Here is a 14,342-nt window from a genome sequence, read left to right on the forward strand (position 1 = left end):
CGGGTGATCGTAACGGCGGTCGTACGCGGCGGCGGGGGAGTGGGAAAGGTTGGCAGGAAGGTGGCAGCACGGCCCCGCCCGGCCGCGTCCACGACATCACACACCACTGCTGGGGTACACTTCCCCCGTCCTGTTGTCTCCGATAGAGGTGGACGTTGCGTATCTGAGGTTCGCGATCATCGCGCGGTACGGCACAAGCCGTAGCCCGTCACGCCGTAGCCGGCCTTCTTGCCGCCCGTGACCCGCGTGGATGCGACCTCGGTGCATACGCCGTCCCTCACCCTTCGGAGGGCCCGCACCCGATTTCCCCGGCTTGGTCGCCGCGTGGTGCTCGCATACGTAGCCCCTTGTTCACAGCGCTTACGAATGCGAGAACACCATGGCAGCATCCCCCGCCCCCAGCGCCTCCGTGACCTGCTCGGCCGTGTCCTTCCAGTGGCCGGACGGCACGCCCGTCTTCGACGGGCTCTCGCTCGGCATCGGACGGGGCCGCACCGGCCTCGTGGGCACCAACGGCAGTGGCAAGTCCACGTTGCTGCGGCTGGTCGCCGGCCGGTTGCGCCCCACCCAGGGGTCGGTCACCGTCGGCGGCAGCCTCGCCTACCTTCCGCAGAACATCACCCTCGACACCGCCCTCCGCGTGGACCAGGCCCTGGGCATCGCCGAGCGGCGCGCCGCCCTGCGCGCCATCGAGGCCGGGGATGTCGACGAGGCCCACTTCGAGACCATCGGCGACGACTGGGACGTCGAGGAGCGGGCCCTGGCGACACTGGGCTCACTCGGGCTCGGCGATGTCGAACTGGACCGCACCGTCGGCCATCTGTCCGGCGGGGAGACCGTGTTGCTGCGCCTGGCCGCCCTGCTCCTGGAGCGCCCCGATGTCCTGCTCCTCGACGAACCCACCAACAACCTCGACCTGTTCGCGCGGCGCCGGCTCTACGACGCCGTGGACTCCTGGCGCTCCGGTGTGCTGATCGTGGTCAGCCACGACCGTGAGCTGCTGGAGCGGGTGGACCGCATCGCCGAACTGCGGGCCGGGTCCGTGACCTGGTACGGCGGCGGCTGGTCCGCCTACCAGGAGGCGCTGGCCACCCAGCAGGAGGCGGCAGCGCGCATGCTGCGGGCCGCGGAGGCGGATGTGCGGCGGCAAAAGCGCGAACTGGAGGAGACCCATATCAAACTGGCACGCCGTCAGCGGCACAGCAAGAAGATGGACATCGAGCGGCGGGCCCCGAGGATCGTCGCCGGTGCCCGCAAGCGGGCCGCGCAGGAGTCGGCCGGCAAGCTCCGCGATCTGCACGAAGACCGCCTCCACGAGGCGCGCGAACGGCGTGAGGAGGCCGCGGACGCGGTCCGGGACGACGCCGAGATCAGGGTGAGCCTGCCGCACACCGCCGTGCCCGCGGGCCGCACCGTGCTCAGCCTGAGCGAACTGCGCCCCGAGTACGGCGCGTTGCGCGATGCCACCCTTCATGTGCACGGGCCCGAACGCATCGCGCTGGTCGGGCGCAACGGAGCCGGTAAGACCACACTGCTGCGCACCCTCACCGGTGAACTCGCCCCGCTGTCCGGTGAGGCCAGGACGTACGTACCGCTGCGGTTCCTCCCCCAGCGGCTGGATGTGCTGGACGATGAGCTGAGTGTGGCGGCGAACGTGGCGGGCCGGGCGCCCGGTGTCACCGACAACCACATCCGGGCCCAGCTCGCGCGGTTCCTCTTCAAGGGCGCGCGTGCGGAGCAGCCTGCGGGCACCCTCTCCGGTGGCGAACGCTTCCGGGCCGCCCTCGCGGCCACCATGCTCGCCGCACCGGCCCCGCAACTGCTGCTGCTCGACGAGCCGACCAACAACCTCGACCTGGCCAGTGTGCGACAGCTGACGAGTGCGCTGGACTCCTACCAGGGCGCGCTCGTGGTCGCCAGCCACGATCTGCCGTTCCTGGAGTCGATCGGCATCACCCGGTGGCTGCTGGTCGGCGAGGAGTTGCGGGACATCGCCGCCGACGAGGTCCGGGAGGTGCTCGAGACGACGTCCGCGGCCGGGGAAGTGACGGAAACGGGCTGAGACCGAGCTCCTCCGGAAACGGGCTGAGACCGAGCTCCTCCGGAAACAGGCTGAGACCGAGCTCCTCGGCGCTCTCCCCGAGGGCGGGGCGCACCCGCTTGACCCCCAGGCCGGGCGCCCCGCCGCTCCGTTCCGCATACGAAATTCGCGACAGCGAAATGAGGAGCCGGTGTCCGCGCACGTTAAGGCGCATTCAAGGTTGACTCATGCGCCCCGGCCTACCTTCGAACGATCTCGTTCACACGAGATATATGAACTTTTAACAGGGGGAGAGAAGGTGGCGGCGCGGCCGATGTACTCGCGTCTGGCGAGATTCAGCCCGTCGCGGCGAGGGCGTGAACGACTGCTTGTTGACTCTTCAGTAATGACGTGGCTAATTTCAGTCGGCGCCGTTTCGCGAGATTGCCATGCCATACGTTCGACATGCGTTGCCCGAATTGTCTCCATTTCCTGCCGCGCTAGCGATGTTGGAGAAAACATGTCAGCCGCCACGGACGCAGGCGACCTTGTCATCGGCATCACTCCGTTCGGGGAACCGGACGCGAGACTCGCCGCGGCGGTCAGCCGCGCGGGCGGTCTCGGCGTCCTCGACCTGGGAACAACGGGCCGCGAAGCCCTCCAGGCGTGCGAGGACATCGGTGAGTGGGTGGCCGACGGCCGGTACGGCGTGCGGGTCGCGGCGGGCTGCCGCCTCACCCCCGCGGACCTGCCGGACGCCCTGGCCACCGGCACTCCCACGGGCGGCTCACCCGGTGGCGCGCCCGGTCCGCATACGGTGGTGCTCGGCGTGGACTCGCCCTGGCCGGTGGAGGCCGTTGCCGACCGCTGCCGCGTACTGGCCGAGGTCACCGACCTGGACGAGGCCCTCGATGCCATCCGCGCCGGTGCGCACGGGCTGATCGCCCGGGGGAGCGAGAGCGGCGGCCGGATCGGGTCGCTGGGCACCTTCGTCCTGCTCCAGCGGCTCCTCGCCGACCCTCGGGTGTCCTTACCGGTGTGGGCCTGTGGCGGCATCGGCCCGCGCACCGCCGCGGCGTCCGTACTCGGCGGCGCGGCCGGGGTCGTGCTCGACACCCAGCTGTCCCTGCTCGCCGAATCCGGGCTCCCGGAGGACCGCGCCGCCGCCATCCGCTCCATGGACGGCTCCGAGACCACCGTCCTCGACGGACACCGGATCCTGCGGCGCCGGGGGCGCGCCCCGCATGCCGGGCCGGACCTGACGGTAGGTCAGGACGGCTTTCTGGCCGCGCGGTTCGCCGAGCGGTGGCGGGACGTGGGCCGCACGGTCCGCGGCATCACGGACGCCGTCCGGGAGGCCGCACACGAGGCCGTACGGAACGGCTCCGCCGTCTCGGCGCTGCGCCCCGGCGCCCCGCTGAGCATCCGTCTCGGCACCCGGCTGCCCCTCGCACAGGGCCCGATGACCCGGGTCAGCGACCAGGGCGCGTTCGCCTCCGCCGTCGCCGCCGGGGGAGCGCTGCCGTTCATCGCGCTCGCCCTGGCCGGACGCGAGCAGGCGCGCACCATGCTGGAGGAGGCCGCGGCCGCACTGGACGGACGCCCCTGGGGCGTAGGTGTGCTCGGCTTCGCACCCGAGGAGATCAGGAACGCCCAGCTCGAGGCCGTACGGGAGGCGCGCCCCAGCCACGCGATCATCGCGGGCGGCCGGCCGTCCCAGGCCAAGGCGCTGGAGCGGGACGGCATCGCCACCTTCCTGCATGTGCCCTCGCCGGGGCTGCTGCGCCAGTTCCTCCGGGCCGGGGCGCGGCGGTTCGTCTTCGAGGGCTCCGAATGCGGCGGCCATGTGGGGCCGCGCAACAGCTTCCCGCTGTGGGAGGCCCAGATCGCCGTCATCGAGGACTTCCTCGACGAGGCCGCACACGACCCGCGTCACACGGCGGGCACCGATGGCGCCGACGGGACCGACGGCACCGATGGCGCGGGGATCGAGATCTTCTTCGCCGGGGGAGTGCACGACGAACGCTCCGCCGCGATGGTGGCCGCGCTCGCCGCCCCGCTCACCCGGCGCGGCGTCGCCGTCGGATCGCTGATGGGGACCGCGTATCTGTTCACCGAGGAGGCGGTGGCACACGGCGCCGTACAGCCGCTCTTCCAGCGCCAGGTGGTGGCCGCCCAGCACACCGTGCTGCTGGAGACCGCACCCGGCCACGCCACACGCTGCGTTCCCAGCCCCTTCACCGAGAGCTTCGACACCGTGAAGGCGCGGCTGCGGAACGAGGGCCTGCCCGACCGGGAGGTCTGGGAGCGGCTGGAGCGGCTCAATGTGGGACGGCTGAGGATCGCCGGCAAGGGCGTGGACCGAGGAGCCGACGGCGCGTTGGCCCCGGTGGACGAGGAAGGCCAGCTCAGCGACGGGATGTTCATGGCCGGGCAGGTGGCCGTGATGCGCTCGGCCACCACCACGATCGCCGCACTGCACCATGCGGTGGGCCCCGCCGCCGCCGACTTCCTCACCGCACGCGCGGAGGCGGTGGGCGAGCGCCTGGGCGTGGCCACGGCCCCGGCGGCGGCCGAGGCACCCGCGCCGCTGGACGTGGCCGTCGTCGGCATGGCATGCATGTTTCCGCAGGCACCGGACCTCGCCTCGTTCTGGGCCAATGTGGTGGGCGGTGTGGACGCCGTCACCGAGGTGCCCGCCGACCGCTGGGACCCCGCCGTCCACTACACGGGGGACAAGGACGGCGCCTCCGCCTCCCGATGGGGTGGCTTTCTGCCACCCATCCCCTTCGACCCGCTGCGCTACGGCATCCCCCCGGCCTCGCTCGGCAGCATCGAACCGGTACAGCTGCTGGCCCTGGAGGCCGCCCGCCGGGCCCTGGACGACGCCGGATACGGCGACCGGTGTGATGGCGGCCGGGCCTTCGACCGCTCCCGCACCTCCGTGGTGTTCGGTGCCGAGGCGGGCAGCGACCTGTCCAACGCCCAGACGCTGCGCGCCGTCCTGCCGTCCTACGTCCACGAGGTGCCGCGAGCCGTGGCGGACCAACTGCCCCGGCTCACCGAGGACTCCTTCCCCGGCATGCTCGCCAACGTCATCTCCGGGCGGATCGCCAACCGGCTCGACCTCGGCGGCGCCAACTACACCGTGGACGCGGCCTGCGCGTCATCGCTGGCCGCCGTGGACGTGGCCTGCAAGGAGCTGACCGCGGGCACCAGCGACCTCGTGCTGTGCGGCGGAGCCGATCTGCACAACGGCATCAACGACTATGTGCTCTTCTCCTCGGTGCACGCCCTCTCCCCGACGGGCCGCTCCCGGACCTTCGACAGTTCGGCCGACGGGATCGCGCTCGGCGAGGGTGTCGCGTGTGTCGTCCTCAAACGGCTGGCCGACGCCGAACGGGACGGCGACCGCGTCTACGCCGTCATCAAGGGCGTCGGCTCCTCCAGCGACGGCCGCTCGCTCGGGCTGACCGCCCCGCGCCCCGAGGGCCAGCGGGCCGCACTGGAGCGCGCCTACGCCAATGCCCGCGTCTCGCCCGCCGACGTCGGCCTGATCGAGGCGCACGGCACCGGTACGGTCGTCGGCGACCGCACCGAACTCACCGTCCTGGGCGAGGTGTTCACCGAGGCCGGGGCCGCACCCGGAGCATGTGCGCTGGGCTCGGTGAAATCCCAGATCGGCCACACCAAATGCGCCGCGGGCCTCGCCGGGCTGGTGAAGGCGGCGATGGCGCTGCACACGGGCATCACACCGCCGACCCTGCATCTGACCCGGCCCAACGAGGCATGGGACGCGGACCGCAGCCCCTTCGCCTTCCACACCCGGCCCCGGCCATGGGCCGCCGCGCCCGCCGAAAGAGTGGCCGGGGTCAGCGCGTTCGGCTTCGGCGGGACCAACTTCCATGTGGTGCTCGCCGCACACGGCCGGGGAGCGCCACCCGCGCAGGGGCTGGACGCCTGGCCCGCCGAGCTGTTCCTCTTCCGCGGGGCCGACCGGGCGGCGGCGCTGCGGGTGGTCCAGGAGACACTCGACCAGCTCATGGCCAATGACGCGGCGGGTCGGCCGTGGCGGCTGCGCGACCTGGCGCTGACCGCCTCCCGGCGGGCCGACGCCGGCCGGGAACCGGTCCGGGTGGCCGTCGTGGCCTCGGACCTGGACGACCTGGCCGCACGATTACGTCAGGTGCTCGCGGGCGATCCACCGGGCCCGGGGCCGCGCGGAACGGACGGGCTGCACATGGCCCCGGACGAGCCCGAGAAGAGAGGGGAGGCCGGGGAGAGAGGGGAGACCGGGGGCGAGCCGGGGGGCGGCAAGGTCGCGATTCTCTTCCCCGGGCAGGGCAGCCAGCGGCCCGGGATGTTCGCCGACGCCTTCGTCACCTTCCCAGAGCTCCAGCGCCATCTGCGCCACGGACGCGACTACGCCGACGCGCTCTATCCCCCCGCAACCTTCGACGAAGCCGGGGAGTCGGCCCAGCGCACCGCGATCACCGACACCCGGGTGGCCCAGCCCGCACTGGGCATCGTCGGGCTCGCCGCGTACACCCTGCTGACCTCGGCCGGGGTACGGCCCGACATGGCGGCCGGACACAGCTACGGCGAGCTGGTCGCGCTGTGCGCCGCGGGCGCGCTCGACCCCCGTACACTGCCGCGGCTGAGCGCCGAGCGGGCAGCCGCCATCCTCGGTGCCGCCGAGGCCGACGGGGAGGAGCCCGGCACGATGGCGGCTGTGACCGCGGCCCCCGACGAGGTCGAGCCGGTGCTGCGCGCGGCCGGGCTCGACGGGCGCGTGGTGGCCGCCAACCACAACGCGCCACGGCAGACCGTGATCTCCGGGCCCCAGCGGGACGTCGAGGAGGCGGTGCGGCTGCTGCGGGAGGCCGGGCACTCGGCCAAACGGATCCCGGTGGCCTGCGCCTTCCACAGTCCGCTGGTGGCCGGGGCCGGTGCGCGGTTCGCCGAGGCGCTGGCCCGCCATCCGGTGCGCGAGGCGGAATTCCCCGTCTGGGCGAACCGCACCGCCGCCCCGCACGGCGCGGACCCGGATGCCATCCGCGCCGAACTCGTGGCTCAGATCGGCGCGCCGGTCCGCTTCATGGCGCAGATCGAGGCCATGTACGAGGCCGGCGCACGGATCTTCGTGGAGGCCGGTCCGGGGACGGTGCTCACCCGGCTGGTGGGGGAGATCCTCGACGGCCGCCCCCACCTCGCCCTCGCGTGCGAGGGACGGCGGTCCGGCGCGGCCGGGCCGCGGGGGTTTCTCGTCGCCCTCGCCCGGCTGGCCGTCGCGGGCGTTCCGGTGCGTACGGCCTGGCTGTTCCACGGCCGGGACGCGGTGGCGGCGGGATCCGCCCCGCCACCGAAGCGGCCCGGCTGGACGGTTGACGGACACCTCGTCCGCACCGCGGACGGTGAGCTCCTGCCCGGTGCGCTGGCACCGGCCCGACGTGTCATGGAGGCTACGGTGAGCCGGACGGATCGGACACAGGGCGGCGAATACGGCGACAGGGCCGCCCTGATCTCGGAGTTCCTGAGGACCAGCCGGGAGATGGTCGCCGCCCAGCGCGATGTGCTCCTTACCTACTTCGGCGCGGCGCCGGGCGAACGGCGCGCGGCGCCACCGTCCCCGCTCGCACCGGCCACACCCCTGTCCGCCGAGCTCGCCCCGGTGGCCGCCGCCTCGGAGGCACCGTCCCCGTTCGCCGACGTGGCTCCCTCCGCGTCCGCACCCGCCACCGGGTCCGATGTGCTGCGCGCGGTCTCCGAAATCATCAGCGAACACACCGGCTATCCGGTCGACATGATCGAACCGGACCTCGATCTCGAGGCCGATCTCAGCATCGACTCCATCAAACGTGCGGAGATCGCGGGCGAGTTGGCACGGCGACTCGGTGTCGCGGGCGCGGACACCGCCGCCCTGGGCGATGAGGAGCTGGAGGAGCTGGCCAAGGCCCGTACCACGGCCGCCGTGACCGACTGGCTCACCGCTCGTCTCGCGCCCGCGTCCGCGAGCCTCGCGACCGCCGGGCCGCCCGATGAACCGGAGCCGGTGGCCGTGCGGGTGGCGGAGCCCGTGCCCGTGGCAGTGCCCGGCGTGGCGCCCAAGCGGATGCGGCTGGTGCCTGTGCCCCTCGGCGCACCGGACGAGGGCGCCGCCGCGTTGCCCGCCCTGAGCGGTCGGCGCTTCGCCCTGCTCGGCGGGGACGCTGACGGGGTGGCCGAGGCGGTGGCCGCCCGTCTCGGGGAGCGCGGTGCCGAGGCCGTCGTCCTCGCCGCCGGTCATCAGCTCACCGAGGACGACGGCAGGGTGGACGGTGTGCTGCTGCTCGAACCGCTGGCCGCCGCCGGCGCGCCGGTGTTGCCCGAGGCGTTCACGGTGCTCCAGTCCGCCCTGCGGCGCGCCCCGCAGTGGCTGCTGGCGCTCCGCCGCACCGACCCGCTCGCCGCGCGCACGGCCGGGCTGCGCGGGGTGTTCCGTACGGTGGCCAGGGAGTACCCGGACACGGTCGCCCGGCTGGTGGAGTTCCCCGCCGAGGCGATCGGACTTGCCGAGGCGGCCGGGGCCGCTGACGTGGCCGGGTCTGCCGAGGCGGCCGGGGCCGTTGACGTGGCCGGGTCTGCCGAGGCGGCCGGGTCCGCTGACGCGGCCAGGGCCGCCCACGTGGCGGTGTCCGCTGAGACCGTGGCCGACGGGCTGCTCGACGAGCTGCTCGCTCCGGACCGTACACCCGTCGTTCTGCGTACCGCGGAAGGGCGGCGCCACCGGCTGGACCTCGTGGAGACCCCGCTGGGCGCGCTCGCCGGTTCGGGTGCCGGGCCCGCCGGGGACGGCGCGGCGGAGGCCGCCGCGCTCGGGCTGGACCGGGACGCGGTGGTGGTCCTGGTCGGTGGGGCGCGGGGCATCACCGCGCGGTTCGCCGCCACCCTCGCGTCCGCCGCCCGCTGCCGGATCGAGCTGCTCGGCCGTACGCCGGAGCCCGTCGGTCCCGAGGACCCGGCCACCGCCGGGGCCCGCGACGAGACCGCCCTGCGCGCGGCGCTCGCGGCCCGGGGCGGGCTGGGGCCCGCCGAGATCCAGCGGGAGGCCGCCAGGATCCTGGCGCGGCGCGAAGTGGCCACCACCGCCGAGGAGTTGTCCGAACTCGGCGCCCGTGTCCGCTACCGCTCGGTGGACGTCCGCGACGCCGAAGCGGTGCTCCAGGCGGTGAAGCAGATCCACGCCGACCACGGACGGCTGGACGGTGTGGTCTACGGGGCCGGTGTGATCGAGGACCGGCTGATCGCGGAGAAGTCCGCCGAGTCCTTCCAGCGGGTGTACGGCACCAAGGTGGAGGGCGCCCGGACGCTGCTGGACGCGCTGGCCGAACTGCCCGAACCCCCGGCGTTCGCCGTGTTGTTCGGCAGCATCGCGGCCGTGCTCGGCAACCGCGGCCAGGTGGACTACGCGGCGGCCAACGACGCGCTGGAGACCCTCGGCGCGCGGTGGCGGGACCGCACCGGCCGCCGGGCGCTGACCGTGCACTGGGGCCCCTGGGCACCGGCCGGAGCCCACGGCGGGATGGTCACACCGGAGCTCGGCCGCGAATACGCCCGGCGCGGCATCTCGCTCATCGACCCCGATGAGGGCACGTTGGCGCTGCTGCGCGAGCTGGCCTGGGGCGAGGAGTCCACGGGGTCCGTCGTCTACACCGCCTCGGGCTGGTGAGCGTGACGGACGAGCGGTCGCACCGGCAGCCGCCGGTGGCCATCGTCGGGATGTCCGTGCTGCTCCCCGGCTCGCCCGACCTGGACACGTACTGGCGCAACCTGGTCGGCGGCGTGGACGCGATCAGCGACGTCCCGGACGGGCGGTGGGACCCCGGTTTCTACGCCCCGGACGGCGGTGGCGACACGCCGGGGGCGCCCGACCGGGTGTATTGCAGGCGGGGCGGATTCGTCGACGAGTTCGCCCGGGTGGAGGCCGCCCGGTTCGGGATCATGCCGAACTCGGTGTCCGGCACCGAACCCGACCAACTGATCGCCCTGGGCGTCGCGGCGGCGGCCATCGCCGACGCGGGCGGTGAGGACCGGCTGACCGACCGGCAGCGGGTGGGCGTGGTGCTGGGCCGGGGTGGCTATCTCACCCCGGGGCTGGTCCGGCTCGACCAGCGGGTGCGCACCGCTCACCAGCTCGTACGGACCCTCGGCGAGCTGCTGCCCGACCTCGGGACCGACCAACTCGACCGGGTACGGGAGGCGTTCACCGAACGCCTCGGCCCGGACCGGCCCGAGGCGGCCATCGGCCTGGTGCCCAATCTCGCGGCCTCGCGCATCGCCAACCGGCTCGATCTGCGCGGCCCCGCGTACACCGTGGACGCCGCCTGCGCCTCCTCGCTCGTCGCCGTCGACCAGGCGGTGGGGGAGCTGGCCTCGGGCCGGTGCGATGTGATGCTCGCGGGCGGGGTGCACCACTGCCATGACATCACCCTGTGGAGCGTCTTCTCCCAGCTGCGCGCGCTGTCGCCGAGCCAGCGAATCCGGCCCTTCCACCGCGCGGCCGACGGGCTGCTGATCGGCGAGGGCACCGGTGTGGTCGTCCTCAAACGGCTCGCCGACGCACTCCACGACGGCGACCGCGTCTACGCGGTGATCCGCGGCACCGGCGTGGCCTCCGACGGCCGTGCCACCGGTCTGGTCAACCCGGACCCGGGCGGCCAGGCCCGTGCCGTACGGCAGGCGTGGCGGGCCGCGGGCCTCGATCCGCGCGAGCCGGGTGCCCTCGGGCTGCTGGAGGCGCACGGCACCGCGACGCCCGCCGGGGACACGGCCGAACTCGCCACGCTGGCCGAGGTGTTCGGTTCCCGCGACACGTTGGGTGAGACGGCCGTCATCGGCTCGGTGAAGTCGATGATCGGCCACACCATGCCCGCCGCCGGTGTCGCGGGACTGGTGAAGGCCGCCCTCGCGGTCCACCACGGCCGGCTGCTGCCCACCCTGCACTGCGACGACCCCCATCCGGCGCTGGCGGCCACCCGCTTCTCGGTGCTCGACGCGGCCGAGCCCTGGGACGCTCCCGTGCGGCGCGCCGCCGTCAACGCCTTCGGATTCGGCGGGATCAACGCCCATGTGGTGCTCGAGCAGCCGCCGCCGGTGCCGGGGACGCGGCGCGCCACGACCCTCGTCGTCGAACCGGAGCGGGTGCTGGCGCTGGCGGCGGACACCCCCGAGCGGTTGGCCGAACTGCTGGCGGCGGACGACACGACCGTACGGACGACGGTGACGGGGCGGGACGCCCGTACACGGCTGGGCATCGTCGACCCCACCGCCAAACGGCTCGCGCTCGCCCGGCGCATGGTGGCCAAGGGCCGCCCGTGGCGGGGCCGCAATGACATCTGGTTCACGTCCGCGCCGCTGCTCGGCGCGGGCGCGGGGCCGAGGGGGAAGCTCGCCTTCGTCTTCCCCGGTCTCGAAGCCGAGTTCGTCCCCCGTGTCGACGGTGTCGCGGAGTACTTCGGACTCTCCCGCCCCGCCGGGGACCGCTTCGGCGCGGCGGCGCGCGTGGGCGACATCGGCCGCCATGGCGTCGGCGTCTTCGGCGTCGGGCGGCTGCTGGACGCGGCGCTGCGGCGGATGGGGGTCGTACCGGACGCGGTGGCCGGACACAGCGTGGGGGAGTGGACCGCGCTGGTCGTGGGCGGCCTCTATGCGGGCGAGGAGGTCGACGCCTTCCTCGACGCCTTCGACCCGGACGCGCTGCGAGTGCCCGGTCTGGCCTTCGCCGTCCTCGGCGCGGGTGCGCGGCGGGTGTCCGACGCGCTCACCGAGCGGGCGGGCGGCCGGATCGTGCTCTCGCACGACAACGCGCCCAGCCAGTCGATGGTGTGCGGGCCGCGTGGCGATGTCGAGGAGTTCGTCCGGGCGATGCGCACCGAGGGTGTGATCGCACAGGTCCTGCCCTTCCAGTCCGGCTTCCACACCCCGATGCTGGCGCCCTACCTCGACCCCATTCGAGCCGTGACGGAACGCTTCGAGCTGCTCCTGCCGCCCAGGACGCCCGTCTGGTCCGGGACGACCGCCGCACCGTATCCGGCGACCGAGCCGGAGGTGCGCGAGCTTTTCATCCGGCACCTGCTGGAGCCGGTGCGCTTCCGGCTGCTGACCGAGGCCCTGTACGAGGCGGGGTTCCGTGCGTTCGTCCAGGTCGGTACGGGGCAGTTGGGGTCGCTCATCGGTGACACGCTGCAGGGGCGTGACCACCTGGTGGTGGCCGCCAACTCGCCCCACCGGGACGGGGTGTCCCAACTTCGGCGCGTGGCCACGGCGCTGTGGGCGGAGGGGGCGGAGGTGGATCCGGCGCTGCGGAGCGATGTCTCGCGGGCGAAACCAGGGCTTCCCGCGGCGCGGCTGGACCTGAGCGGCTCCCTGATCTCGCTCAGCGAGCCGCGCCTGACCGAGCTGCGCGACATGGTCGGCAATCGTTCCTCCCCCGGCTACCGCCGGGAGGTGCCCCCGGGGCGGAACGGGTGGGCACCACCCCACCCGCACCCGGCAACGGCGAGTGCGTATCACGGTGCGACACCGCACCCGCCGTCCACCCCGTGGGCTGCCGAACTGGACGCCCTGCTCAGCGAGACCGCCGCCACCGCGACAGCGGTGATCGCGGCGAGCCGCCCACCGACCCCGCGCACCCACGATCTGCGGGTCTCCACCGAGACCATGCCCTACCTCCGCGACCACTGCTTCTTCCCCCAGCGCCCCGGCTGGCCCGACGAGTCGGACCGCTGGCCCGTGGTCCCGGCCACGACGATCGTCCAGTACCTCATGGACACGGCGGAGCGATTGGCGACAGGCACTGTGGCCGTCGCCGTGCACGGCGCCCGCTTCGACCAGTGGGTGACGGCGTCACCACCCACCACCGTCCAGGTCACCGCGACCCCCACCTCGGGGGCGGCCCACTACACCGTCACCTTCGGCCGCGGCGCCCGCGCCACCGTGGAAGTGGCCGCTCGCCACCCCGATACCCGCCCCACGCCCTGGAGTGTCGAGCCCGGCGCCGAGCGCGCACCCGACCACACGGCACAACTCATCTACGCCGAGCGCTGGATGTTCCACGGCCCGGCCTTCCAAGGGCTCACCGAACTCACCGCGATCGGCGCATCGCATATGCGCGGCACGATCACCACACCCCCCGCGCCCGGGGCGCTGCTGGACAACGTCGGACAGCTCCTCGGCTACTGGATCATGGCGACCCGGACCGAACGGACCGTGGTCTTCCCGGTCGGCATGCGTCTGATGCGCTTCTTCGGCCCGCATCCGCCCCCCGGCACCCCGGTGGAGTGCCTGATCAGGATCACCGCGCTGACCGATGCCGCGCTCGAGGCCGACGCACAGCTGCTGATCGGCGGCGAGGTGTGGGCGGAGCTGTCCGGCTGGCAGGACCGCCGGTTCGACAACCACCCGGAGACCCGGCCCGTGGAGCGTTTTCCGCAGCGCAACACACTGTCCCGGCCCCAGCCGGGCGGCTGGGTACTGCTCCATGAGCGCTGGCCCGACCTGGCCTCCCGCGACCTGATCATGCGTAACCACCTGGGCAGCGACGAGCGCACCGCCTATGAACACCAGCCGCCACGTGGCCGCAGACAGTGGCTGCTGGGCAGGATCGCGGCCAAGGACGCCGTACGCCGGTGGCTCTGGGACCACGGCGAAGGGCCGGTCTTCCCCGCCGAGATCGGGATCCGCGAGGACGCCCAGGGGCGCCCGTACGCCATCGGAGTGCACGGCCGGGCCCTGCCCGAACTGGCGCTCTCGCTGGCACACCGGGCCGAGACCGGGGTCGCCCTGGTGGCGCCGCGCCGCGCGAACGGCGCCGCAGGCCCCGGTATCGCCCTCGAAGAGGTCGCCGACCACGACGACAACGCCCTCGCGGCGGCCTTCGGCCGGGCGGAGCGCGAACTCCTCGCCGCCGTGACGGCCGCGAGCGGTGGCTCACGCGCCCGCTGGGCCACCGCCTTCCGGGCCGTGAAGGAGGCGGTCGCCACGGCGGAGGGAACCGGACTCGGGGACCGGCCACGGGACCTGACCATCGCCGAGGTACGGCCGCCCGGTGCGGGCCACCCCGACGCGCCATCGGCCCGTCTCATCGTCGAGGTGGTGGCCACCGCCCCCGAGCAGCGCCCGCGCCGCTACGAGGTCCACACCATCACCATCGCCAACCCGCCCGGACTGCCGGACCGGGACTACGCCGTGGCCTGGACGACCGGCCCGGACCACCAGGAACAGGACGAGGAGAGCGATCAGTGACCACCGCCAATCAGACCGCCCCGTCACCCACCGCCGACGC

3 protein-coding genes and 1 pseudogene are annotated in these 14,342 nt (G+C 73.7%); all 4 read left to right on the plus strand.

The window, feature by feature from the left end; genetic code table 11:
- Window positions 1–379: 379 nt before the first annotated feature.
- Window positions 380–943 (plus strand): annotated as a pseudogene (locus ACZ6TD_RS42935) (ATP-binding cassette domain-containing protein); the annotation flags it as partial.
- Window positions 944–1,114: 171 nt separating this feature from the next.
- On the plus strand, window positions 1,115–2,062 hold the full coding sequence (locus ACZ6TD_RS42940) for an ATP-binding cassette domain-containing protein (RefSeq protein WP_471358560.1): 948 nt from the start codon (window positions 1,115–1,117) through the stop codon (window positions 2,060–2,062).
- Between the two features lie 478 nt (window positions 2,063–2,540).
- Complete coding sequence (locus ACZ6TD_RS42945) at window positions 2,541–9,728, plus strand: SDR family NAD(P)-dependent oxidoreductase (RefSeq protein WP_471346961.1); 7,188 nt, start codon at window positions 2,541–2,543, stop codon at window positions 9,726–9,728.
- 50 nt (window positions 9,729–9,778) lie between these two features.
- Window positions 9,779–14,302 (plus strand): beta-ketoacyl synthase N-terminal-like domain-containing protein, encoded by a 4,524-nt coding sequence (locus ACZ6TD_RS42950; protein WP_471358564.1) that lies wholly within the window; start codon window positions 9,779–9,781, stop codon window positions 14,300–14,302.
- Window positions 14,303–14,342: the final 40 nt, after the last annotated feature.

The sequence above is a fragment of the Streptomyces yongxingensis genome (assembly GCF_055597465.1).

Coding starts and splice junctions, on each gene's coding strand:
- ACZ6TD_RS42940 (WP_471358560.1), top strand. CDS start 1,115: ATGCTGCGGGCCGCGGAGGCGGATGTGCGGCGGCAAAAGCGCGAACTG.
- ACZ6TD_RS42945 (WP_471346961.1), top strand. CDS start 2,541: ATGTCAGCCGCCACGGACGCAGGCGACCTTGTCATCGGCATCACTCCG.
- ACZ6TD_RS42950 (WP_471358564.1), top strand. CDS start 9,779: ATGTCCGTGCTGCTCCCCGGCTCGCCCGACCTGGACACGTACTGGCGC.